At 43.6% G+C, this 25223-nt stretch carries 26 protein-coding genes; 5 read left to right on the top strand and 21 right to left on the bottom strand.

Going from position 1 to position 25223, the window contains the following annotated elements:
• Positions 1-9: 9 nt before the first annotated feature.
• The 18 genes from ACHAL6_RS10260 to ACHAL6_RS10175 form a co-directional block, all read right to left on the bottom strand.
• Positions 10-276: an SHOCT domain-containing protein gene (locus tag ACHAL6_RS10260; RefSeq protein WP_395270578.1), complete on the bottom strand. Its 267-nt coding sequence runs from the start codon at positions 274-276 to the stop codon at positions 10-12.
• A 16-nt stretch (positions 277-292) separates the two neighbouring features.
• Positions 293-469 (bottom strand): SHOCT domain-containing protein, encoded by a 177-nt coding sequence (locus ACHAL6_RS10255; protein WP_395270577.1) that lies wholly within the window; start codon positions 467-469, stop codon positions 293-295.
• Between the two features lie 241 nt (positions 470-710).
• A complete protein-coding gene (locus tag ACHAL6_RS10250; protein ID WP_395270615.1) occupies positions 711-812 on the bottom strand; it encodes an LDCC motif putative metal-binding protein in 102 nt (33 codons plus the stop codon).
• 160 nt (positions 813-972) lie between these two features.
• Entirely contained in the window at positions 973-2331 is a 1359-nt protein-coding gene (locus ACHAL6_RS10245) for a sensor histidine kinase (protein ID WP_395270576.1), read from the bottom strand.
• Positions 2328-3023 carry a response regulator transcription factor gene (locus tag ACHAL6_RS10240; protein WP_395270575.1) on the bottom strand — a complete coding sequence of 232 codons (696 nt, stop codon included), beginning with the start codon at positions 3021-3023 and terminating at the stop codon, positions 2328-2330. The genes ACHAL6_RS10245 and ACHAL6_RS10240 overlap by 4 nt, the downstream gene beginning before the upstream one ends.
• A 365-nt stretch (positions 3024-3388) precedes the next feature.
• The gene (locus tag ACHAL6_RS10235) at positions 3389-4081 is read right to left on the bottom strand and encodes an N-acetylmannosamine-6-phosphate 2-epimerase (RefSeq protein ID WP_395270574.1); all 693 of its coding nucleotides are present in this window, start codon (positions 4079-4081) and stop codon (positions 3389-3391) included.
• Entirely contained in the window at positions 4078-4413 is a 336-nt protein-coding gene (locus tag ACHAL6_RS10230) for a hypothetical protein (RefSeq protein ID WP_395270573.1), read from the bottom strand. The genes ACHAL6_RS10235 and ACHAL6_RS10230 overlap by 4 nt, the downstream gene beginning before the upstream one ends.
• Before the next feature lie 11 nt (positions 4414-4424).
• Positions 4425-5258, bottom strand: coding sequence for a carbohydrate ABC transporter permease (locus ACHAL6_RS10225; protein WP_395270572.1), 834 nt, complete (start codon positions 5256-5258; stop codon positions 4425-4427).
• An 11-nt stretch (positions 5259-5269) separates the two neighbouring features.
• The gene (locus ACHAL6_RS10220) at positions 5270-6205 is read right to left on the bottom strand and encodes a carbohydrate ABC transporter permease (protein WP_395270571.1); all 936 of its coding nucleotides are present in this window, start codon (positions 6203-6205) and stop codon (positions 5270-5272) included.
• Between the two features lie 65 nt (positions 6206-6270).
• Positions 6271-7644, bottom strand: coding sequence for an ABC transporter substrate-binding protein (locus ACHAL6_RS10215; RefSeq protein ID WP_395270570.1), 1374 nt, complete (start codon positions 7642-7644; stop codon positions 6271-6273).
• A gap of 54 nt (positions 7645-7698) precedes the next feature.
• Positions 7699-8796 (bottom strand): ABC transporter ATP-binding protein, encoded by a 1098-nt coding sequence (locus ACHAL6_RS10210; RefSeq protein ID WP_395270569.1) that lies wholly within the window; start codon positions 8794-8796, stop codon positions 7699-7701.
• Positions 8768-9646 carry a MurR/RpiR family transcriptional regulator gene (locus ACHAL6_RS10205; RefSeq protein ID WP_395270568.1) on the bottom strand — a complete coding sequence of 293 codons (879 nt, stop codon included), beginning with the start codon at positions 9644-9646 and terminating at the stop codon, positions 8768-8770. The genes ACHAL6_RS10210 and ACHAL6_RS10205 overlap by 29 nt, the downstream gene beginning before the upstream one ends.
• A gap of 475 nt (positions 9647-10121) precedes the next feature.
• Positions 10122-11879 carry an ABC transporter substrate-binding protein gene (locus tag ACHAL6_RS10200; protein WP_395270567.1) on the bottom strand — a complete coding sequence of 586 codons (1758 nt, stop codon included), beginning with the start codon at positions 11877-11879 and terminating at the stop codon, positions 10122-10124.
• 114 nt (positions 11880-11993) lie between these two features.
• Complete coding sequence (locus ACHAL6_RS10195; protein WP_395270566.1) at positions 11994-12956, bottom strand: ABC transporter ATP-binding protein; 963 nt, start codon at positions 12954-12956, stop codon at positions 11994-11996.
• The gene (locus ACHAL6_RS10190) at positions 12934-13956 is read right to left on the bottom strand and encodes an ABC transporter ATP-binding protein (RefSeq protein ID WP_395270565.1); all 1023 of its coding nucleotides are present in this window, start codon (positions 13954-13956) and stop codon (positions 12934-12936) included. The genes ACHAL6_RS10195 and ACHAL6_RS10190 overlap by 23 nt, the downstream gene beginning before the upstream one ends.
• Positions 13957-13960: 4 nt before the next feature.
• The gene (locus ACHAL6_RS10185; RefSeq protein WP_395270564.1) at positions 13961-15034 is read right to left on the bottom strand and encodes an ABC transporter permease; all 1074 of its coding nucleotides are present in this window, start codon (positions 15032-15034) and stop codon (positions 13961-13963) included.
• A 12-nt stretch (positions 15035-15046) separates the two neighbouring features.
• Entirely contained in the window at positions 15047-15958 is a 912-nt protein-coding gene (locus ACHAL6_RS10180) for an ABC transporter permease (RefSeq protein WP_395270563.1), read from the bottom strand.
• 380 nt (positions 15959-16338) lie between these two features.
• On the bottom strand, positions 16339-16683 hold the full coding sequence (locus ACHAL6_RS10175) for a hypothetical protein (protein ID WP_395270562.1): 345 nt from the start codon (positions 16681-16683) through the stop codon (positions 16339-16341).
• 322 nt (positions 16684-17005) lie between these two features.
• On the opposite strand from ACHAL6_RS10175, the gene ACHAL6_RS10170 reads away from it, so the two are divergent.
• The 4 genes from ACHAL6_RS10170 to ACHAL6_RS10155 all read left to right on the top strand — a co-directional run bounded on the left by ACHAL6_RS10170 (position 17006) and on the right by ACHAL6_RS10155 (position 20562).
• On the top strand, positions 17006-18478 hold the full coding sequence (locus ACHAL6_RS10170; protein WP_395270561.1) for a MerR family transcriptional regulator: 1473 nt from the start codon (positions 17006-17008) through the stop codon (positions 18476-18478).
• Complete coding sequence (locus tag ACHAL6_RS10165) at positions 18475-18696, top strand: hypothetical protein (RefSeq protein WP_395270560.1); 222 nt, start codon at positions 18475-18477, stop codon at positions 18694-18696. The genes ACHAL6_RS10170 and ACHAL6_RS10165 overlap by 4 nt, the downstream gene beginning before the upstream one ends.
• A gap of 329 nt (positions 18697-19025) precedes the next feature.
• Entirely contained in the window at positions 19026-20207 is a 1182-nt protein-coding gene (locus tag ACHAL6_RS10160; protein ID WP_395270559.1) for a GNAT family N-acetyltransferase, read from the top strand.
• 7 nt (positions 20208-20214) lie between these two features.
• The gene (locus ACHAL6_RS10155; RefSeq protein WP_395270558.1) at positions 20215-20562 is read left to right on the top strand and encodes a glycoside hydrolase family 3 N-terminal domain-containing protein; all 348 of its coding nucleotides are present in this window, start codon (positions 20215-20217) and stop codon (positions 20560-20562) included.
• Between the two features lie 105 nt (positions 20563-20667).
• Here ACHAL6_RS10155 and ACHAL6_RS10150 read toward each other — a convergent pair whose 3' ends face one another.
• From ACHAL6_RS10150 to ACHAL6_RS10140, 3 genes are all read right to left on the bottom strand, one after another.
• The gene (locus ACHAL6_RS10150; RefSeq protein WP_395270557.1) at positions 20668-22191 is read right to left on the bottom strand and encodes a PepSY domain-containing protein; all 1524 of its coding nucleotides are present in this window, start codon (positions 22189-22191) and stop codon (positions 20668-20670) included.
• A gap of 75 nt (positions 22192-22266) precedes the next feature.
• The gene (locus tag ACHAL6_RS10145; protein WP_395270556.1) at positions 22267-23394 is read right to left on the bottom strand and encodes a PepSY domain-containing protein; all 1128 of its coding nucleotides are present in this window, start codon (positions 23392-23394) and stop codon (positions 22267-22269) included.
• The gene (locus tag ACHAL6_RS10140; RefSeq protein ID WP_395270555.1) at positions 23391-23984 is read right to left on the bottom strand and encodes an RNA polymerase sigma factor; all 594 of its coding nucleotides are present in this window, start codon (positions 23982-23984) and stop codon (positions 23391-23393) included. The genes ACHAL6_RS10145 and ACHAL6_RS10140 overlap by 4 nt, the downstream gene beginning before the upstream one ends.
• An 867-nt stretch (positions 23985-24851) precedes the next feature.
• Between ACHAL6_RS10140 and ACHAL6_RS10135 the strand changes: the two genes are divergently transcribed.
• On the top strand, positions 24852-25223 hold a 372-nt coding region (locus ACHAL6_RS10135), incomplete at its 3' end, for a helix-turn-helix domain-containing protein (protein WP_395270614.1).

Genomic DNA, 25223 nt, shown 5'->3' with positions numbered 1-25223 from the left:
GACAGGCAGCTAGTTCTCGTCTAAAAACTTCTTCTTGGTTTTATACTCTTCCTCTGATATTTCTCCTCTGACATATCTCTCATCCAGTATTCTCTTCAGATTTTCATTGGTATCTTTCGTTTCCTTCTGACCGGATTTTCTGGTCAGAAGCACTACAACGGATAGGATGAGAAGGATCACTCCGATGACAATAAGGACATGCCATAAGGTGATTCCATAAAAATCTCTATCCATGAAGAATCTTCTTCTATCGTAAAATCCTCTACCAAACATCATTTACATCACCTCCAATTTATTTTCCATGGATGACCGACTTCATCCTGAGGTATGTCTCCTCATCTATTTCTCCATTGATATATCTTTCCTTGAGTTTCTGCTCCGGGCTCTCCTTCTGTGTGAAGTTCACTTTAGTATCTCCCTTCACCAGCAGATACACCACAGCAATCACTAAGATCCATCCAAAAAACATTATTTTATCCTCCCTAATGTACAGTTATATTTTGTTCTGATTCATTGATCTATGTAAAAAAGACAAATAGCTCACGTGAACTATCCGCCTTTCTTCTAAACTATGAAATTACTCATTGTTCTGGTCTATGTTTACACTCTGAAATGCCGGTTCTTCCTATAGGAAGGCAGATAGCTTTTCTGTCCTATGATGAACTCTACATTTCGCATTTCTATACGGAGATTTCATTCTCAGCTTCTCATTATTTCTGTCGGTTCAGATCACAGCAGTCCAGTCGCTTGGAACCATACTCTTTTCTGTTTGATTCGGCTATTCTTTCTATCAGATTCTTCCACCATTTCATCAATACAATCACCTCATTTACTTGATTATCCGAAACAAGCAGCTCCTGCAGCCGTATCTTCCGGATACTTTCTCTGATATGTTCATGATAATCCATAATTGTGAAGAAAATAAGGAGATTATAATAACATATAGTATCACTTATATAGAATGAAACGCACTTAGGTAGTGTAAAGTGGTAGAATAATTATCACTGTGGTTCCTTTTCCGCTCTCGCTTTCGACCCGAATGGTTCCCTGATGCGCTTCCACCAGCGACTTTGCGATGGTCAGTCCGATTCCTTTCCCACCAGTGCTGCGGTTTCTCGAGAGATCGCTTCTGTAGAATCTTTCGAAAACATAAGGAATGTCTTTCTCCTCAATTCCGATTCCATTATCCTTAATGATGATTTCAGCCTGTTTCTTCTTCTCCCTGAGCGTAACCTCTACAGAACTTCCCTCATCGGTATATTTCAGTGCATTGGATAGGATATTAACCAATACCTGATTCAGGCGATCAGCGTCTCCATAGACAAAGACATCCTTTGCAAGATCTGCAAGGAGCACTTTCTCGTCGGAGAGAAACAGCGGCTCGAATCCATCCATGATGTTTGCGATGAGCTCGGTCAGATTCAGCTTGTTCATCGCGAGCCTGATTTCGCCGCTTTCCATATAGGACAGATCTCCAAGATCCCTGATGAGACTTGTGAGTCTTCTGATTTCATCCTGAAGCAGCACCAGCCTTTCCGGAGTCGGTTCCCACACGCCATCAATGAATGCTTCCAGATGACTGTTTACTGTGGACAGGGGTGTTCTCAGCTCATGTGCGATGTCCGCAGTGAGCCTTTTTCTCAGTTCTTCCTGATTTTGCAGACGAAGCGCCATATTCTTTATGGAACCAGCCAGTTCATCCAGCTCCACCGTGTCTGTATCCACACTCTCCACCAGCTGGTATTTCCCCTCTTCGATACACCTGGCATTGTCCTGTATGGCGTAGATGGGACGCAGAAAGTTTCCTTTGATCTTGTCTCTCAGAAGCATTCCGATAAAGAGCGAAATCACCGCAGACAGGAGATAGATGAAATTGATGGTCAGAAGAAAATTTCTGTCCGGTGATGCCGAAAAGATGCTTTTGGATCTGCCGATGAACATGGTTCTGTCTTCTCCATAGGCGTACTCCCGATAACTGAACTTCTCAGGATCCATATAGTTCATCCTGTCTCTGCTGTTCCCCATTTCCGAAATGGGTTCACGGGTACTCAGGATCACTTCTTCCTCTTCATTTTCAAGAATCACTTCAGCCTTCATGGTAAATGCATAGTGCTCTATGCTCATGAGGTCCTGCTCGTCCAGAGAACCCTCTTCAGCCAGAAGTTCCCTTGTATATTCGGCAATGGCCTGGTCATCTGATTCCTGTGCAGATCTGAGATAGGTTGTGAAGAACACATTCATCCCGATATTAGACAGAACCGTTATAAGAAGAACAGAGGATAAGGATACCAGAGAGAAATATCTTCCGAGTTTCTTTCCGATTCTCATCATTTCACATCACCCATGAACTTGTACCCCACACCGTAAACAGTCAGAATATAGGTAGGATTTTTCATGTCATCTTCGATTTTGTGTCTGATGTTCTTGATGTGTGTATCTATGGTTCGGTCATAACCCTCAAAATCAAATCCCAATGCCACACTGACAATTCTAGATCTCGTGAATACCTGGTCCGGATACTGAACCAGGGTATGGAGAATTTTGTATTCATTGGGGGTAAGACTGATTTCCTCTCCTCTCTTCCTTACGGTTCTTCTGCTGTTATCAAGGATGAGATCCTCATTTCTGAAGGAATAGATTTCAGACAGGTTTCCTTTGCTTCTTGCTCTCCGGATAATGGCATTGACTCTTACCACCAGTTCTCTTGGGCTGAATGGTTTGGTGAGATAATCATCTGCTCCGAGGCTGAAGCCCGTTATTTTGTCATCTTCCGATGTTTTGGCTGTAAGCATGAGAATGGGTACATCTGAAGTCTTTCGGATTTCTCTGCAGATTTCTTCCCCTGACATGTCCGGTAGATTAAGATCCAGTATAAGAAAATCAGGTTCCATCTCATGGAACATTTCCAGCGCCTTCAAGCCACGGTCAGCCATAAAGACTTCAAATCCGTTTTTTCTCAGATAGTCGCTCACCACTTCCAGAAGATTCTGTTCATCATCTATTATGAGTATTTTCTCAGGCATATGCGGTCCTCCATTTCATGAGACTTCTTAAAATGAGCATATCTTAAATCTTCTTCTACATCAATTAGAATTTCCAAGTGAAATGATGTGCTTTTTTCATCCAATACTAAATTTGATAATCCTATGCAGCATTCTTGCTTGAGTTGTCAGCAAATGAAAAACCCCACCCTGAGGTGGAGCTTTCAAAATGTATTATAGAGGGGAAGAAAACAGCGATTGTACTATATTCATAAATACCTTTCATCCACAGAGCTGCTTCAATCACGTAGGATATGAAACAGACAGATTAATGGCATAGTCGATGCTTCGTAATAAATTAACTTACTTTTCCCTGTAACAGCTCTGTTTTCCGAATCATGCTTTTTCTACTGTATTTTCTGGATTTCATCTGTATAACTTTTAGTGATCAGCTGAGGTCTTGTTATGGCTGATCCGACCACAACACTGTAACAGCCTAGCTCAAGAACCCGTCTGGCCTTATTAGGGGTATTGATGTTGCCTTCAGCAATCACAGGGTGCTTCACCTTTGCCAGAATTTCTCTCAGCATTCTAAAATCATCTGAGGAGATTTCCATTCCTTCTGAATGTTTCGTATACCCTACCAGTGTGGATCCGATAAAATCAAAACCAAGCTCATCAGCATAGATCGCTTCCTCCACTGTGGAACAGTCAGCCATAAACAGCTGATTCGGATATTTCATCTTTACTTCTTCGAAAAACTGTTTCAGCGTTCTTCCGCCTGGTCTTAGCTGATCTGTTGCATCCATCGCAATGATTTCAACATTCACTGACACCAGTTCATCGATCTCTTTCATTGTAGGTGTGATATACACCTGTGAATCCTCGTAGTCTCTTTTCACGATTCCGATGATCGGGAGATCCACCACTTTTGTGATTTCTCTGATATCTTCCCATGTATTTGCGCGAATACCACTGGCTCCGCCTTCCTTTGCCGCAAGGGCCATTCTACCCATGATGAACGAGGAATGCAGTGGTTCGTAATTTAACGCCTGACATGAAACGATGAGCTTTCCTTTCAGGTCTTCAACTTTGCTCATTTACTACCTCTTCTCTGTGCAGGCTGAATCGCCCGCACTTTTTCATTTAGTATGAATTTCAGTTTCCTGTAGATTCCTATGCATAAATTGACTGCGACACTCGCAAAAACGATGGGCATATAGTTGAAGTACATTGCATAGGTTGCATCCTTTTCCGGAATCCATCCTGAAGATGCAGCCGCTAAAAGTATCACAATACTCACCGCATTGATAATCAGCGGAGTAAGCCAAAGCCTTTTTGTGACACGATTCAAGGCTACAGTCATAAAAGCGGATGCCAGCATATAATATGCACTGTAGAAGAACCATCCGTAGATGAATTTGATGATCATTCTGACTCCTCCTATCCTTTGATTGCACCCATGGTCACCCCTTGCGTGAAGTAACTCTGGAATATGAGGAATACAACAATCATCGGCAGTGATGCGATCAGCGCACCTGCCATCAGAAGTCCATAGTTGATGGTGAACTCCGCTCCTTGACTCATGGCTGCAAGACCTAAAGGCAGTGTCTTCATTTCCTGGGAATTGGTGAACACAAGTTGTGAAAAATAGTCATTCCAGCTTGAAATGAAGGTGAATATGGCAAGCGCTCCGACACCAGGTTTTATGATGGGGAGCACGATGCTGTAAAATGTTCTCAATTCACCACATCCGTCGATTCTAGCAGATTCGAGAAGCTCTTTCGGCACTGAGTGGGAAAACTGCTTCATCAGGAATACACCGAATGGCCATCCTATGGCAGGAAGAATCAGTGCCGCATAAGTATCCATCAGATTAAGTTCTGTGATGAATTTAAGAAGTGGAATCAGAATCACCTGCTTTGGAAGTGCCATGGCACCGACAAAAATCATAAAAATAATTTTGACCCCTGGAAACTTCTTCTTTGCTAGAGCATACCCTGCCAGGGATGCTGTGCTGCAGACCAGAACAGTGGTACTCGTGGAGATGAATACTGAGTTGAAAAACCATCTGCCTGTGAGTGGAACAAGGAGCGCTTTGTAGTTTTCCAGTGTAGGATTCACAGGAAACCATTCAGGAGGAATGGTGATTGCAACTTCCTGCAGCTTGAAGGAACCTGTCAGAATCCAATAGAACGGAAATATGAAGAATATGGCTAGAGCAATCAAAATGACCATGGAAACAATGCCTAATACATTCACTTTTTTCTTTTTCATTCTGACCCTCCTTAGTATTCCACATCAGTGGAAAAGAATTTGAACTGTATCACAGAGATGATGGCGATAATTATTGCAAGAATTACACCCATTGCACTGGAAATACCGAATCTGCCTTCCACAATGGCTTTTGTATAAACCAGATACATCACAGTTGACGTACCGTAATTCGGACCACCGGCTGTCAGGAGCTGAATCAGTGCAAAAATCTGAAAACTGTTGATTGTGGTGACAACCACAATATAAAGAGTTGTTGGCATGATCAGCGGCCAGATGATCTTTCTGAAAATCAGCCATCTGCTTGCACCATCTATGGTAGCCGCTTCGATATAATCCTTCGGTACATTACCTAACGCTGCAACATACAGGATGATAGGCTGCCCAACGGAGGTCGTTATAAGTATTGCAATAATTGCGAAAATCGCTGTTCTGTTACTGCCCAGCCAATCCATATTCTCCTGAATTGCACCGGCACTTTTAAGAACGAAATTCAGAATGCCATATTGCGGATGATAGATCCATGCCCAGACGACTGTTACAGACACAACGGATGAAATCGCCGGGATATAGAAAACTCCTCTGAAAAATGATCTTACAGCAGCACTCTTATTATAAATGCTCAGTGCCACAAACATGGAGAACACAATGACAATCGGAACTGCCACAAGTGTTATGAGGCCGGTATTTCTTACTGATGTCAGAAAGACCTTATCATCTATAAGATTTTTATAGTTATCCATTCCGATGAAAGAAACGTTTCGTCCTCTGAATCTGAACAAGGATAAGTAGATCCCTTTGATCATAGGATAAAGAACAAAAGTGCCGAAAAAGAATAATGTGGGTAGTAAGAAAAGATATCCGCTTATGCTTTCTTTTATCTTTCTCTTTCTTCTTGCTGCATTATTCGCTTTTTCCAATGCCGTGTTTATGCTTGTTTGCTCTGCCATATTCCACCTCTTCTTTTAAAAAAGAGGTAAGAGCTACTCTCACCTCTTTTCATAACTGTTACTGATTATTTAGCATCTTCAATGGACTGATTTGCAGATTCAACGAAACCATCCAGCCCTTCTTGTGCTGTTGTGTCACCATTGAGTACGCCCTGTACCATCGGGAACCATGCAGCTCTCATCTGAGCAAAACCAGGAATGGTGTTGTAGTATGGCCCGAAGTATTCGCTCATAGTTTCTGCAAAAAGCAGTTCAGGATCGTCATACAGGCCTGTTTCACCCTTCATTGCAGAGAAATTTCCAGTGGCTTTGAGTGATCTCATGCCCCATTCACTGTCATTGATCATAAAATCAACGAAAAGCTTCGCTGCAGTAGCACGATCTTCATCTTCATTATCAAATACACAAGGTCCAGCTACAAGATATTCAAGTTCAGGCTGACCTGAATTGTTAGGATATGGAATCAGCAGTGGTTCAAATACATCTCCCGCTGCATCAGGCTTGTATAGTCCTGGTGAGTAGAGAATCGTTGATGCAGCCAGACCGCTTCTGAACGCTTCAATGCTTGCACCAGCGTCTAACGCGATTCCCTGTCCAAGAAGTCCCTTATCATAAGCAGCCTTAGCCCACTCCATAGATTTCACACCATTTTCATCATTAATGGTATATTCTGTGACTTCATCATTTGTAATCCATGAGCCGTAAAGGTTAGAGATAAAAGCTCTTGGACCCTGGTCTCCACCAGCTGATTTTGCAAAGAGGATAGCTGGAGACATATCCGGTTTCTTTTCTTTCAGTGCTGTGAGCAGTGCTTCATATTCTTCCACAGTCCACGCTCTGTTTTCTTTATCCATTGGAAGCATATCCATAAGATCAAGCTCTTCCAGTAATGTCTTGTTGAAGCCCATCATAAAGGGTGCGACACCCTGAGGATAAAGATAAAGTTCATCTTCGTAGCTGCTTGCAGATACTGCAGCATCAAGAAGTGTGCCCTTGTCGACGATATCATCCAGTGGTACCAGATATCCCTTGCTTGCCCAGTCGATTACTCTACCTGGCGCATCATAGACTACATCGGGATTTGTTCTTGACTGAATGGCAGTTTCCAGCTTCGCTGGTCCATCGGTAAACTCGATGGCCTGATATTCGACTTTAATGTTCGGATAAGCTTCCTCAAAAGCCTTGATTAATGCAAGATCATATTCATCTTTGCTCAGTTCTTCATCTCCAGTGAAATTAGGAAAGTTCCAGTATTTGATGGTCAGCGGATTTTCAGCCGTATATTCAGACAATACGCCTTCCTCTGCAGGCTCACCCGGTGTTTCTGCAGGTGTCTCTGCAGGAGTTTCAGGCTCCTTGGGATCTTGTGCACTTGAACATCCAGCAAGAACCATGGAAGCAAATAACAGACTTGCAACGAGTTTTTGAAGCTTTTTCATAATGTTCCTCCTAATAATTTAGATTGTTCCTTCTTATATGAATAGCATTGCTATTTATACGCTATAAATTCTTTTCTGTGTCTCTTCGTCGAAAAAGAAACTTTTCCTGAGATCTAAATGGAGTGTCACGTTCTGATGATTCTTTACTATGTCTGCTTCCTGTATTTTAGCCACAAGAGGCTGCGTACCATGTAAACCGTGAAGAATGCTCTCATGCCCCAGCAGTTCTGATACCTCTACATAAAAGTCAAGAGGGATATTGGTATCCGAATTACTGTCATCTGTTTCCAGCGACAGATTTTCCGGTCTTATTCCAATCACAACATTCTTACCGTCATAAGGTTTGAGTGATTTCTGAAACTTATCGGGAATTCTGTATTTCTTTCTTTCAAGTTCGAGATGATCTCCGATGATTTTCGTTACCATGAAGTTCGTAGCCGGCGCACCAACAAAACTTGCCACAAACATATTGCTGGGATTATTGTAGATTTCCTTTGGTGTACCAATCTGCTGAATGTACCCAGCCTTCATGACCACAATCCTTGTAGCCATAGTCATCGCTTCCGTCTGATCATGGGTAACGTAGATTGTTGTGGACCCGATTCTTTCATGGAGCTTTATGATTTCACTTCTCATCTGAACTCTAAGTTTGGCATCCAGATTCGATAGTGGTTCATCCATGAGAAATACTTTCGCATTTCGAACGATGGCTCTTCCCAGGGCAACTCTCTGCCTCTGACCACCTGATAAAGCTTTGGGTTTTCTATCCAGATATTCTTCGATTTCAAGCACTCTCGCAGCGTCTTTCACGCGTCTGTCGATTTCATCCTTCGCTATTTTCTTGATCTTAAGACCAAAAGCCATATTCTCATATACTGTCATATGGGGATATAATGCATAGCTCTGAAAAACCATAGCTATTTCACGATCCTTAGGCTCCACATGGTTCATATATTTCCCATCTATATACAGCTCGCCACCGGTAATATCTTCCAGTCCTGCAATCATTCTTAATGTAGTGGATTTTCCACATCCTGATGGACCGACAAAAACAATGAATTCCTTGTCTTCGATATCCAGACTGAAATCAAAAACCGCCTGCACCTTATTGTCATAGACTTTATCAATCTTCTTTAGCTGAAGTTGTGCCATTCGTCTTTCTCCTTCTCTGATTTTTTCTTTTATTATGCTCTACCGTTTTGTCGAGTATGGAAAGCGCTGTCCTTTCTCTCATTTCTGCCGTCAGCTGCGGATCTCTCAATGAGTACCCGGTAATCAGTAAGTCTATGATGTAAAGCTGAGATATTTTACCTGTAAGACTACCCCCATTCATCGGTGATTCTTTCCCAGCAGTCAGCAATACCACATCTGCCAGAGAAGCCACTGGTGAAAGGATATGATTCGTGACTGCAATGATGTTGACATTGTTTTTCTTGGCCATATTCAGAGAATCGACCAGTTCCAGGGTAGACCCTGATAAAGAGAAGGCAATAATCACATCCTCTTCACTTAAGATGGATGAAGTCATAAGCTGGAAATGGTTATCTATGACAGCATGGGTGATCTTACCCGATCTCAGCAATCTGCTTTCCAATTCCTGAGCAGCATTGCCTGACGCTCCGATACCATAAATAACGATTCTTTTCCCCTTGACCATCAGATCAACTGCAGCTTCCAGGTTCTCCATGTCCAGAACGGCTTTCGTTTCAGTGATGGACCTTGTGATATTTGCAGTCACCTGTTCAATGTAATCACCTTCAACTGATTGATCAGGGTTTGGTTCTTCCTTCGCGATGTTAAGTTTGAGATCCTGAAATCCATCAAATCCTATTTTGTAGCAGAACCTTAATATGGTAGCCTCTCCCACATTGATATTCTTTGAAATCTCCTGTAGCGTCTGATAGATAATCTGATCTTTTTCCTTCTTCACATAATCTGCTACTGTTTTCTCTGTTTTAGATAGTGACGGGTAAAAAGAATCAATCATAGTTATATACTTCATTTCATCCCTCCTTTGAAATAAATATAGCATATCTATAAATTAAAGTAAACGTTTAAATGAAATTTTACTCCAATTATTTTATTTAGTATGGAGTATTATCTACAGATCTATTCTCTCTTTTATTATATATAGAACACCAGCTCTTTTTCTAGAATCTCATTATTCACTTATTTCAAGTAATATACAGCCTTACAGCGAGGAATGGACACCTGGAAGGTTTTAATTTTAAATTCTTATCCACTTCATTTTATGTGATATATCTGGTGTGCATATTTATATCACCGAAGTTTTACACCATTTTTCTTTCTGCCTTGGAAGTGTTCTTTGATCATGACCTTTTTCTCCTTCTGCGCTTCTTCAGGCGGAGAAGCAGACGATGACCGTGGAGGATTATATGTTTCCTGACCCACTGAGGAAATCAGAAAAGGCCAGCTGCAATCAGCCGACCTTTCCGTTTCCATTTATTCAAGAAGTGTTATTTACCGAATTGTGCGTCGTTGTTACCTGAATCCGATGTCCACATTTCAAGCATATTGATTGGGTCATTGAAGTCTGCGATCCATCCGTTTCTGGCTACGTCGAAGTTTCCTGCTTTTCTTTCATTCAGGAATACGCTCCATTCCATGGTCTTGATGGTCATATCGATGCCTACCACAGCCAGGTCCTGCTGCATTGCTTCAGCAACCGCAATGTGTCCTGAAGATTCATTGGTCACATATTCGAAGCTGATTGGGTTGGATGCATCAAGCATTCCATCTGCAGTCATGGTGAATCCCGCTTCTTCAAGCAGTGCAATGGCTTCTTCCACATTTTCATTGGAGTATACAGGATCAAAATATCCTACACTTTCTTCATCAGGATAGGTGTAATCCGCATCATTTTCCTTGAATACGCCACCATGTCCATCCATCATTCCCGCTGGAATGAATGCATTGGCTGGGACCTGTCCAGTCTGTCCTATATTCTCAGCGATGTATCCTCTGTCGATGAGCAGCGTGATTGCCTTTCTCATGGCATTGGCCTGTTCTACAGTCTTTCCTTCAAACAGTGGGCTCTTGACGTTGAATGTGACATAATAGGTTCCAAGCTGTTCCACAATGTTGAATTCCGGATTATCCAGGAGTGATGCGATTTCATCTGTTGGAACTGTATCGATGAACTGCAGGTCTCCAGAGTTGTATGCGGCGTAGATTGCAGCATCATCGTCACTGAGCATGAATTCCAGTTTCTCAATGGTGACTTCATCCGCTCTGTAGAAGTTCGGATTCTTCACATAAACCATACTTTCATTATGGTTCCATGTTTCAAGGGTGTATGCACCATTGGATATGAATCCTGCTTCCAGTGCCCATGCACCAGGATTGGTGGCATAGTCTGCTGGTGCTTCCACTACATCCTGCTTCAGAGGCAGATAGGTTGGGAATGCAACAAGATCCAGGAAGTATGCGGTAGGTGCTGCAAGAACAACTGTAAGGGTCTTTCCATCTTCAGATGCTGTGACCTGAAGATCATTGTCGTCATATCCGGCAATGGCATTGAACATGTAGCTGTAATCTGCACCAGTGTCAGGATTTGCAGCACGTTTCCATGAGTATTCGAAATCCTTGGCAGTTAGTTCAGATCCATCGCTCCATTTGAGTCCGTCTTTCAGGGTGAACACATAGGTCAGCCCGTCTTCGGATTCTGTGTAGCTTTCTGCTAGAGCTGGAGCCAATGCACCCTTGTCATCATAGGTATAGAGACCGATAAAGGTATTGGCTGCAAGAGTTGCTCCATCTACAGTACTGTTCAGAGCTGGGTCCAGCTTATCTGGCTCACTTGCCAGCTGAAGTTTCAGTACGTTATCAGGTGCTGAACCATACATGAAGAACTTTGTGCCGAATGGATTGGCATAAAGACCTGTCACTTCTGGCTTCTGCAGATAGATGTCATTGTAGTAATAGAGGGGAACAAGCGCGAAAGTTTCCATGAGCATATCTTCTGCTTCATGCATCAGCGCCTCACGAGCAACAAAGTCTGTGCTGGATTTGATTTCCTTGATCAGAGCATCATAGGCTTCCCATTCTGGAAGCGGATTTGCTTCAGCAGGTTCCTCTTCACCAGGTTCTTCTTCAGCAGGTTCTTCTGCCGGAGTTTCTGCAGGTTCTTCAGGGGTCTCTTCATTGTTACTGCAGGCAGCAAGCACCGACATGGACATGAAAGCAGCAAGTAACAGTGCAATGAGCTTTTTCATAGTATTTTCCTCCTTATAACTTTGTTCTTGTCTTCTTATATTCAAGCATTTCCTGTCAGATGATCTTGACCCCTTTTCTGCCAGAAAATGTGAGAATCACAGTAGCATTCTATCCTATTTATTCCAGCAGGCCACAAAATGGCCAGCTCCACGATCCGTCAATGGAGGAACCTTTGCCGCACATTCTTCCGTAGCATAGCGGCATCTTGTTCTGAAGGAACATCCACTTGGCATGTTCAGCGGACTTGGTACATCTCCTTCCAGTATGATTCTCTTTTTCTCTCTGCTGATTTTCGGATCTGGTATAGGTACCGCCGAAAGAAGCGAGAGCGTATAGGGATGAATGGGATGATCATTCAGTTCATCCGCATCCGCAATTTCCACAATCTTTCCAAGATACATCACCGCAATTCTGTCTGCCAGATGGTGTACTACAAGCAGATCATGGGCAATGAAGAGATACGCCACCCCCAGTTTTTTCTGAAGGTCTTCAAACATATTGAGCACCTGCGCCTGAATGGAAACATCCAGAGCTGATACCGGTTCATCGCATACGATGAACTTCGGATCCACTGCCAGGGCTCTGGCAATTCCGATACGCTGTCTCTGTCCGCCTGAGAATTCATGGGCATACCTTGCGGCATGCTCCGCATTGAGTCCGACCAGCTCCATGAGCGATAATATTCTTTCTCTTCTTTCCTTTTTCGTCTTGCAGAGATTATGCACATCAAAGGGCTCTCCGATGATGTCTTCCACGGTCATTCTAGGATTCAGAGAAGAATAGGGATCCTGAAAGACCATTTGCATGTTCCTTCTCATGGACTGGATATTCTCTTTACTGACCAGTTCTCCATCAAAGAGCACCGTTCCGTCTGTAGGCTCATACAACCTGATGATGGAGCGTCCCACGGTGGTTTTTCCGCAGCCGCTTTCGCCCACAAGGCCCAGAGTTTCACCCGGTTTGATCTTGAAGGATACATCATCCACCGCTTTCAGTGGTACGGTCTTGAACAAGCCCATTCTGATGGGAAAATACTGTTTCAGGTTCTGAACTTCAACCAGATATTCCGCCGCCATGGTCCTCCTCCTTCCGGCTATTTTCGGCCATCTTCTTCACATTGAGCCAGCAGGACGCCTTATGGGTTTCGCTTAAAGTCAGCTCTTCCGGCACAGTTGTAAGGCATACTTTCATGGCACTGTCGCATCGGCTGGCAAAAGCGCATCCGGGCGGCATGTTGATGATATTGATCGGCGATCCCGCTATGGGCTTCAGCCTCTCCTTGATTCTCGTGATGTTCGGTATGGAGTTCAGAAGACCCTTGGTGTATTCATGGGATGGGTTATAGAAGATATCATCTGCCGTACCCCGTTCGCATACGCGTCCGCCGTACATGACGATGATTTCGTCGCACATCTCGGCAATAACCCCTAAATCATGAGTTACAAGAATGATCGACATACCCAGTCTTCCCTGAAGCTCCTGCATCAGTTCCAGAATCTGAGCCTGGATTGTCACATCCAAAGCCGTGGTCGGTTCATCCGCAATCAGGATATCCGGTTCGCAGGCCAGCGCCATGGCAATCATGACTCTCTGTCTCATTCCCCCTGAAAGCTCAAAGGGATACTGCTTCACTCTCTTTCGTGGTTCATTGACCCCTACAAGCTCCAACATCTCCACAGCATGTTCTCTGGCTTCCTTCTGATTACGGTCTGTATGGAGAAGAATAGCTTCCTCCAGCTGGTTGCCGATGGTAAACACCGGATTCAGGCTGGTCATGGGGTCCTGAAAGATGATACTGACATTCTTTCCTCTGAAATTATGGATCTGCTTCTTACTGTATTTCAGTACGTCCTCACCATTGTATAAAATCTGCCCTTTGGTCACCTTTCCCGTATCCGCAAGGATACTCATGATGGAGTAGGCTGTGACACTTTTGCCAGAACCGGACTCCCCAACGATGCCCAGAATCTTTCCTTTCTCAAGATTGAACGATACGCCGTTCACCGCCTGCACTTCTCCGGCATCTGTAAAAAAGGATGTATGCAGATCTTTAACCTCAAGTAGATATTCGCTCATAGTATCACTTCCTTAATTTCGGATCGAAGGCATCTCGCATGCCGTCTCCCAGAAGATTCAGGGAGAGTACGATCAGACTGATGATGGCAGCAGGAAACAGCAGTTTATAGGGATAGCTCTGAAGTCCTTCTCTTGCCGCATTGGCAAGACTGCCTAAGGACGGCATGGGTGCCTGAACCCCTAACCCAACGAAACTCAGAAAGCTTTCGGTGAAGATCGCCGCTGGTATCTGGAGTGCAGTGGAGATGATGATCACACTGATGCTGTTGGGAAGGATGTGTTTCAGAATAATTCTAGGTGCTTTCGCTCCCACAGCTTTGGCTGCGAGAACATAGTCATTCTTCTTGATGGAGAGGATCTGTCCTCTTACAAGTCTTGCCATACTTACCCAGTACAGCAGCCCGAAAACAAGGAATATACTGATCATATTGCTGCCGAGCCGATTCACCAGGGGACCGCCCACATCGGAAAGCACCTGGTCAAGAACCACGGACAGTAAGATGATGATCAGCATGTCCGGAAGAGAATAGATGATATCCACAATTCTCATCATGATGAGGTCCGCCCGACCGCCCACATATCCGGAAATACTGCCGTAAAGCAGCCCGATGACAAGGACGATGAGACTGGCAAAAAGACCTACTCCAAGGGATACTCTCGTGCCGTATACCACACGGATGAAATAGTCTCTGGAAAGGGCATCCGTTCCGAAGATATGAGGAAAGACTTCCCCACCATTATCGATGAATTCCTGTTCCAGTTCCGAATACTCGAAAGGTCCGAGGTTTTTGGCTCCGCGGTCTCTCATTCCATTTACTGATATGATTTCAGAATACTTATAGGGCACCACCATCGGTGCAACGACGATTGTGATCAGTATGATTGCAATGACCACAAGACTGAACACCGCCAGTGGATTCTTCAGTAGCTTCTTCACTCCATCCCTCAGAAAAGTCGTGGATTCCCCCATGACCTCCTGTTGTCTCTTTTCTTCTTCTGTAGCCAATTCAAACATGTTGGGATCAAGCTGCATGCTGAACGGTTTTTTCATCGGCTGTTTCTCTGTGTTCTGCATCATTTTCTCCCTCCTTTAATCAAAACTGATTCTCGGATCCACAAGTTTATAGATCAGGTCGCTGATCAGATTGGCCATGACCATGAGCGTGGCCAGAAAGATTGTTGTGGCCATGATCATGGGATAATCTCTGTTTGTGATTCCACTTACGAATTTGGAGCCCAGTCCACCGATGGTGAATACTGTTTCCACCACAAGACTTCCTGTAAGAATATAAGCTGTCATAGGACCCACGTAGGTGATGATTGGAATCAGCGCATTTCTCAGTGCATGCTTGAAGATGATTTTCCATCCCACAACGCCTTTGGCTTTCGCTGTTCTCACATAGTCCTGCCCCAGAGCATCGAGCATGCTGCTTTTGGTGAGCCTTGTTATATAGGCCATGGGATAAAGAGACAGTGAAATCACCGGAAGAATATAATTCGTGGATTCCGCATTCCATACCTGAATCCATCCTAGCTGGATGGAGAACACAAGAAGCAGAATCGTCGCCAGTACAAAGCTTGGCACCGCCGTAGCAAGGGTGGAAAAGAAAATAATAATACGATCCGGCAGCTTATTTCTGTTCAGAGCAGCTATGCTGCCTAAAGTTACACCGAAAAACAGTGCGACCACCACAGCCATTCCACCGAGCTTCGCTGATGTGGAGAAGGACTCTGTAATGGTGAGCATGATGTCTCTTCCGGTCTTAAGAGAAACGCCGAAGTCGCCCTCCAGAATATTGCCTAAATAGAGCACATACTGCTGCCCGATTGGCTTATCCAGATTGAATCTTGCTTCCAGAACAGCCTTTACAGCAGGACTAGGCGCTTTCTCCGCATCAAAGGGTCCTCCCGGGATTGCATTCATGGTGAAAAATGTGATGGCTGTAATAATAAGGACTGTCAGCCCTGCAAGCCCTACACGCTTTACTACATAACGAAGCACATCAAGCTCCTCCTTTCAATTCCACTTCTTCAAAAGTATTGAGTTATAGCTATTGTATTAACATTAATATTATTCCTTTATTAATACTTTGTCAATAATTCTTGAATTGAGTTAATAATTCAGCAAACTTAAACAATTCTTAAAAGCATTGACCCGAGCGACTCATGGCTGGTCCAATAGCTTCTCTGTTCCCTCTGCATCGGAATTGTCCTGTATCTGAGCATTGAAAATACATGAGCATCTGGCGGATTTCCAGCGCTCATGTTTCGTCCACACTATATCTTTATTTCCTTTATCAATTTATTGTAGTCATTCACTTCATCTATAAGATGACCTTAAACTCTTCTGTATTATCGAAAAATGAAGGGGGTGAAGTCTTTCTATTCTTCTCTCTTCTCAAATCTCACCCATTCACTCTCAATGAGTACCACCACATACTCATTCCCATCACTGATTCTTGCATAAACAGCATCCTCTATAGGAAAGTTGATTTCCCCATCCTTCTTCGGCAGTTCTCTATGGTCCGTAACACCTGTGATTTTCTTAATGGCTTCTTCTGCAGGTTCAATGGGCATTTCCATTCCTGTAGTGTAATAGAGCTCCCCTTCCACAAAGATGGCTGGTTGCATGGTGTTTGGCGTTTCTGGTAGAGGTTCGGATGAAGCACTGCAGCCTGTAAAAAGAAACAGTCCGATCATCAGAATACCTATTGACAATTTTCTCATTCTCTTTCCCTCCAGATTCCTATACTCTTTCTTTGTTACTCTAACCCTTGATTCTCTGATTTCATCATAAGTGAAAATCAGAGAATCAACATGACAAATCTACTTCAAATATTAAATGACTATATTTTATATTATAATAGAAGAGATGCTGCATTTTAGATCTTGATCCCTGAATATATGTATTTCTAATACATTCTGCGCAGGTTTAAAGCCGGATTCAAGAAAATACAGGGTTATTTCACTGAATTTCTTATAAAAAGTTGACTATGAAGGAACTTGATAGTCTAGAATGAAGTCAAAAGCAGCGAAAGGATATGCATATATGAAGATCAAAGAGATTGAAATGAAGTCCGGCATTGACCGGGCAACCATTTATTATTATGAAAAGGAAAAACTTCTGCTTCCACACCGGACTGAGAATGGATACAGAGAATACGGGGAGGAAGACCTTATTACATTACAGAGAATCAAGCTTCTGCGCAGCCTTCATCTTCCGCTGGATGAAATCCGTTCCCTGATGAATGGAAGCGACAGCCTTCGAGACACCCTATCGAAACAGATCGGGCAACTGAAGAAGGAAGAGGAGGACATCTCCTACGCAGAAGATCTCTGCAGAACCATCTATAAGGAAACGCCCCATTACAGTGAACTGAATGCAGAGAAATACCTGAAACAGATCGAGACCATTTCAAAAGATAAGGTAGGAAGCTATTTCAAGGTACAGGATGAGCTTCCGATGGTGTTTGATCCAAGGATCCGTTTTGCAGCAAGAATCATTGATCTATTTCTCTATGGCCTCCTCTGGAACTTTATCCGGACCTTTCTTCTCCATCAGAATGTACTGGATCCATCCAATACGGAACGATTAATTCTGTGGGGAATGGCACTATTTCTCACCCTCATACTGGAACCGGTCTTTCTTGCTCTTTTTCGGACCACACCCGGGAAATTCATCTACGGCATCACTTTGGAGAAAGAAGATCACAAAAGGCTTACGCTGGAGGAATCCTTCCAGAGAACCTGGGGCGTTCTTTCAAAGGGATTCGCCTTCGGTATCCTGCCCATTACCCTGATCACCTTGTCCATAAGCAGAATCCGATGTGAAAACGGTCAGATTCAACCCTGGGATGAGGATATCGCCTATCGAATAAAAGACTACCGGTATCATAGAAACCTTCTGGCATTTCTGGCTCTGATTCTCGTTATCGGCATGAACTTTCTTCTGTCCGTTTTCTACTATAGTCCGCCAAACAGAGGAGATCTCACCGTGGAAGAGTTCGTGGAGAACTTCAACCACTACAGGGAAGCCTATGACATTGACCTTGGTGAGTATACGCTGAAAAGCTCCTCCGCGTGGGATTCCGACTACGATTTCAGAAAGTATTATCTGCCAAGTCATCTGAGAAATGCACCGAATTTCACCTATAATCTGAAAACCGGCATTGTGCAAGCAGTTTCATTCTCAGTGGATGCGCGAGACACCGACTTCTATGTAGACTCCTACAGCAACTACATGATCCTCATGGCCCTGGCACTCACACAGCCGGAATCGGTTTTCGACACAGCACTGAATGCCCATAAGATCATAAGTCCCATAAGATGGGAGCCTTTCAAGCCCTTCGAATTCAGTGAAATGGGCATTACCCTGATAAATGAAGTGGAGTATGAGGGTTTTGAGGACAACTACGATCATATGCGTCCTGAAAGAAACGATGATGGTGAGCCGAATAACTTCTACAGACAGAAATTCACCGTAGAGAGGCAGTCCATGGAAGAAGGAGGAAAAAATAAGTGATATTTGAAAAGATCATTCTCACCGTGATTACAATCCCTTTCATCATTATGCTGCTCTACAGCTTTGTCTATCCGGAGGATGTGATGAAAAAGAAGTCCTTCCTTCATGAGGAAGAGCAACTTACAGTAAAACCAGGAGTCATCAAATTCACAAAGTGGTTTTCTCTGAGCAGCGCTGTAATCACTTTGATCCTCATGACCTTTTATCTTTACAGCTGATGTGGATACGACTGGCAGTCCGGACCCAGATCACATAGCCGATGCTTTAGGGTTTTGAGAGAAAGGTTCAATTTTTCTCAATCAAACTGAATGACCCAATGTATTGATACTACATTCAATCGTCTTTATGTGACAGCTTCAAGGAATCCCTCGGGATTCCTTTTGTATTTGTAACCCTTCCATCCATCTCACTCTCCCTGATCCTTTTTCTATGACTGATATCCCTGATCATCTGTCCTCATTTCACTATATTAAATATATCTTTTACTCTTGCAATATCCTGAAAATATGCGTATGCTGAAAAAAAGTACAATTATAAGGAGAAATTCATGGACTACGAAATCATCCATCTGCCCAAAGAAAACTGGAAAGACACCACTTTGCCCATGGGTTACACCACAGAAGAATTCTATGACGTAAAACTTGAAAAAAGCACCAGTGGCTACAGCATCCAGCTTACCAGAAAGAAGCTGTCAGAGCCTCTTACCCATTCCCCAGAAGAAGATGATTTTCCCGATCAGCTCTATGCCAAATACTATGAGCATGCCTTCGCATGGGGAATCGTCATGGAAGATGAACTCATTGCTGCTATTGAAACAGATCCCGAACTCTGGTCCAACAGGCTCCGCATAACGGAAATCTGGGTCAGAGAAGACTACAGAAGAAAAGGGATCGGTCATGCATTGATGGAGATTGCAAAAGAGCAGGCAAGAAAAGAAAGACGGAGATGCATCATCCTTGAAACCCAGTCCTGCAACGTGGACGCTCTAGACTTCTATCATCAGGAGGGCTTCACCCTCATTGGCCTTGATACCTGCGCCTACAGCTATGATGACATGCAGAAGAAGGAAGTCCGTATGGAAATGGGCTGGTTTCCCAGAAAAAGAGAGAAGGTGACCTTAGAGGAGATCGAAATCAGAGCCGAACGGATGGAAGACCATCATGCAGTGGAAACCATGACCCAGAGAGCCTTCTGGAACAAGCACCAGCCGGGCTGTGATGAGCATTATCTGGTCCATAAGCTGAGAACCCATGGGGATTATCTACCCGAGCTCAGCAGAATCGCGGTGAAGGACGGTGAAATTCTAGGCGCCATCTTCTATTCCAGAGCGCAAGTGACAGATGGAGATACCCTCCATGACGTCCTCACCTTCGGTCCGCTATGCGTCGAACCTTCCTGGCAGGGATGCGGCATCGGAGAACTGCTTTTCAAAGAGACCATGGAACATGCAAAAGAAATGGGCTACAAGGGTATCATCATTTTCGGAGAGCCGGATTACTATCCTCGATTGGGCTTTAAAACCTGCGACCATTTCAGCATCACCACAGCAGACGGAAAAAACTTTGATGCCTTCGTGGGCATCGAACTGTCTGAAAACAGCTTCAGTGAAATCAAGGGAAAGTATACCTATTCTGAGGTCTTTGAAGATCTTCCTCAGAAGGAAGTGGAGAAATACAACAAAAACTTCCCTCCTCTCAAAAAGCAGAGATTCCCTGATCAATGGGACTGATTCATAGATGCTGAGAACAGAACTTCAGTACAAAGGAGTCGTCATCACAGATGATCTGATGATGAAAGCCATCGATGCCAATTACGGCCTGGATGAAGCGGCTGTTCTTTCCCTAAAGGCCGGCAGTGATATCGTAATGATTGCCGGTGGCTACGAAAAAGTTCGAGATGTGCTCACTGCACTTTTAGACGCAGACGTTAGCGGTGAAATCCCAGAAGAACGGATCTATAAGAGTGTCAGGCGGATTCTTCTTCTGAAAGAGAAATATGAGATCACCGATGCTCCCGTAGAAGGAATTCAGACTGAAAGGCTGAATAATCTGCTTGAGACACTTCTGAAGAGGTATATGAACTGACTCCATCTCTTCCGATATGCGATTGCACTATTATCATCTACAATAGAAGTGCATAGAAAAAGACAGATTTTCATCTGTCTTTTTCTGATTGAATCAGGCTATATTCTAGTCTTCATCGTCGTCGTTATCATTATCGTCGTCCAGATCTTCCACATCAAAGTCCACGATTTTTCCAGTGTAGGCGTGGACTTTGATCTCATATTTCATGTTGTCCCTTGTGATTTCAAATTCATAGCTGTCGTCATCAGCGTCTTCTTCCACGATGGTTCCATTGACTCTGCCAAGGGCGATCTTTCTAGCTTCTTCCATTGTAAGCCTGGTTCTGTCCGGTGCTTCTACCTTGTCGTCATCATCATCCTGGTCATCATCGTCATCCAGATCTTGCACTTCATACTCTTCGATGGCCCCTGTGTAGGCATTGATCTCTATATCGTATTCTCTACCATTCAGTCTGATTTCAAAATCATAACTGTCATCATCAGCGTCTTCTTCCACTACAGTTCCATTGACCTTGCCAAGAGCAATCTTTCTGGCTTCTTCCATTGTAAGCCTGGTTCTGTCCGGTGCTTCTACCTTGTCGTCGTCATCATCCTGGTCATCTCGATCATAATCATCATCCAGGTCTTCCACTTCGTATTCTTCGATGGCCCCTGTGTAGGCATTCACTTCGATCTCATGCTTTCTGTTATCCAGCCTGATTTCGAAATCGTAGCTGTCATCATCAGCATCTTCTTCCACTATAGTTCCATTGACTCTGCTAAGGGCGATCTTTCTGGCTTCTTCCAGGGTGAGCCTTACTCCTGTATGTTCCTTCTCATCATCCTCTGTGTCATCATCACGGTCTATTTCTGTAACGGTTCCTGAGAAGGCATGGATTTCCAGTTCATATTTGATGCCACCACTGAGTATTTTCACTTCGTATTCGTCATCATCACGTTCAAGCTTGATGATTTCTCCAGGTACCTTCTCCAGTGCGATGATGCGCACTTCATCTGGTGTCAGCATACCTGTTTCTGTAAGATCATCCTCATAATGATATCCGCTCACAATATGAAAAAGCTCCTCCTGTGATATATTCTGTGCTCTGCTGTACTCGAACAATTCCTTAAGGGTCATCCGGGAAAGCTCTTCCTCGCTGAGTGAAGCACCCAGTTCACTCAGTTTTCTCGCTGCTTTTTCTTTTCCTGTCAGATCCTCATCCACAATATCCAGGCTTGTACTAAGGATGGTCGCCTCAATCTTTCTGTTCTCCAGATAGGCCTGGATGGCACGATTGATTTTCCCGACGATTTCAGCATCCGCATCCTCATCGCTCACACTGATCATGACCATATTATCCTGTCCACCGTCTATGAACCCTTCAAAGATCATACGATCCACCAGATCGCCTACAGTGCCTTCCAGTGAATCATCCTTGATCACATACCCGTCCAGCATCTTAGCCGCATCCTCATTTTTCGCATTCACTTCGATTACACTTTCCAGTCTGTTGGTCACCACTTCAATACTGGGGTTCACATCCATGGTCATGCGGAAAGACGGCTGTATCATATACATATAGAGCACTACCACACCCAGCAGAAGTACTACGGGGATAAACCAGATTCTTCTTAATAGTTTCATTGTCATCGAGAATTCCTCCTTTATTCTATATACTGTTAACTTCCGGGATGATGATTTTATTGCATCCTTCGAGAATTATTTTTAGTCATCATCCTCTTCATCTTTATCGTCTTCATCTTCTTCGTCTTCTTCGTCATCGCCATCTCTGTCATCTTCATCTTCGTCATCATTATTTTCGTCCAGATCTTCCGCATCAAAGTCCACGATGTTTCCTGTGTAAGCATGGACTTCGATCTCATATTTCATGTTATCCTTTGTGATTTCAAATTCATAGCTGTCATCATCAGCATCTTCCTCCAGGATCGTTCCGTTCACTCTGCCCAAGGCAATCCTTCTCGCCTCTTCCAGAGTCAGTCTGGTCCTTGCAGGTTCCATCTCATCATCTTCATCGTCATCATCCTGATCGTCAATATCATCATCCATTTCCGGAATGACTTCTTCGTCGATCTTCTCCCAGTCCTGACTTTCAATGATACCTTCCAGGTCAATGCCCAGGTTTCTGCTGAGCTTAATCAGGTCTCTGATGGACATCTGCGTGAGCTCTTCCACCTGAAGCTCCGGATGGAGAATCATGAGATTTCTGATGAAAGTCATCTTGCTTAAGGAAATGCCATAATCTCTTGCATAGTCTTCAATGGTATTGGTCTTTTCGATCTTCTGTCCCAGCACCACGGGGTCGATTCCTCTTTCTCTCAGGTAGTCATGGATATAGGTATCCAGTTCACTTAGCTGACTGGTTTCCTTCTCCATATCTTCATTGTAGACAGAAAGAAGCAGAAGCTCTCTGGCCTCTCCCAGGTACCCACTAAGAATCAGCTCATCCAGAAGCTCTCCTGTCACTTCCAGATAATCCTTTCCTTTATAAGAGAGATTCTCAATGAGATCCTCCCCTTCCATGTTTCCGGCTTTGATGTCGATGACCTGACTCTTTCTGTTTGTGACAATCTCAATGCTCGGATTGATATCCATATAGATTTCAGTATCTGCCGCCAGATACTGGTGCTGCCAGGTGCCAAACATCACCAGAAGAATGGCCGCCGCTGCCAGTGGAATCAGTTTCTCCACAAGGGTCTTCGGCTTCTTCTGACTGGTGATCTCGTCATGTCTCATCATTCTGGCAACAGGTTTTTCCTTGATCTGATCCAGAAGGTCAATGGGTGCATCATCCACGATACTTTTTATTCTTTCGTTGATATTCTTTTCGTTCATGACCTTCCCTCCTTTTCTTCCAGATAGTCTTTCAGTTTCTTCAGGCCTCTATGGTATTTCGACAGCAGTGTGGAGAGCTTCATATCAAGGTTCTCCGCGATTTCACGGTGCTTCATGCCCGATACGGCATAGAGCATGATGATCTCCCTCTCCTCTTCTGTGAGTTTCATGAGAACCCCTTCCAGCACCAGGCGGTCCTCCGCATCGGTGACATAGGAGAACCTTCTGTCATTGCTGAGCTCCATGGGATCCAGCACATCATATCGCCCTCTTTTCTTCACCTCGGAGTAGTACAGATTCTTCGTGATGGTGAACATCCACGCCAGGGGTTTCCCCATGGGTTTATAGAGATGTGCTGCAGAAAGGATTTTGAGATAGGTCTCCTGCATGATTTCAAGGGCCATGTCATGGTCCCGGGTCAAAGATACGGTGAACGCATACAGGGTCCTTTCCGTAAGATGGTATAATTCGTCCAGTGCAGTATTGTCTCCTTTTCCGATTCGGACAAAAAGCCTCTCATCAATGGCTATGGGCTTATATTCAGTTTTCGGTAGTTCGTTCACACTGAGAATGAATGTAAACAGCATCATCTCTTTGTCCTCCTATCTGGATAACTGTCCAGAAACTCATTTTATTGCATTCTTTTCGTTAATTTACATTTTGTTCATATATAAAAAGAAGGAAAGCCTCAAAGACTTCCCCGATGATTTATTTTCTCGATTATTACCTGTTATATTATCATATTTTCACAAACAATGTGCTGATTATCCTAAAAACGTTATCATTTATTACGATGGAAAAGTCTTCAATGACTTCCCTGATTGTTTCCCATGAGTCAGGAGTATATGGAACCATTTCGGACCATCTGCCCGTAATTCTAAGAATGGGACTTTTCACCTCTTCTCAGATGGCATTCTTTTGCATTACTCCTGTATACTCCATCATATGGTGTTTTACTTTGTATTTACAATATATTATATTACTATTATGTTTATAAATATGTGAGATTCATAATGGTGTCACCTATCTAACGAGTGATCACCATCATATTTTTGTAAGCTTATTTTTTTTGCGTGATTTTCACCATGGATTTCATTCAGAGAGAAGCTTATGCTCACTGCATTCATTCTATAAAATAGGTACAAGATCAGCACAAAAGAAAAGGAGTAGTTAATGATTCTTAAAAATATGTACAATCATGTACAAAAGTGAAGGTATATGCCCATGACTCATGGACTCCCTGAGTTCTTACATGTTTCTGCTATGATAGTCCAGCTTTAGTGCAATGATAATAGGAACGAGCTTTTCGCATAGGTTCACTCCATACGATCAGACTCAGGCTCATCCTGCTTTTTCCATTCGATACAATAATATATGTTTCATATTCAATTGCCATAAACGAACATATGTGCTATAATTTTCTTAAAGAAATTCAAGGAAAATAGTGCATAAAGGTGATGATCAGGGTGCTGAAAAGTTACAAGACGGAAATACATCCGACTGAGAAGCAGAAACATAAAATAAACAGAACCATCGGTGTCTGCAGGTTCATCTACAATTTCTACATTGCGGAAAACAAAGAGATCTACAAAGCAGAGAAAAACTTCCTGTCCGGAATGGATTTCTCGAAATGGCTGAACAATGAATTCCTGCCAGAGAATCCGGAATACCTGTGGATCAAAGAGGTCAGCAGCAAAGCTGTGAAGCAGAGCATCATGAATGGGGAGAAGGCTTTCAGGAAGTTTTTCAGGAAACAGTCCGGATTTCCGAGATTCAAGAAGAAGAACAGGTCGGATGTCAAGGCATACTTCCCTAGGAACAACTCAAGC

The organism is Proteiniclasticum sp. C24MP, assembly GCF_043951855.1.
GTDB lineage: Bacteria > Bacillota > Clostridia > Clostridiales > Clostridiaceae > Proteiniclasticum.
This window is presented reverse-complemented; position numbering and strand designations above follow the sequence as displayed.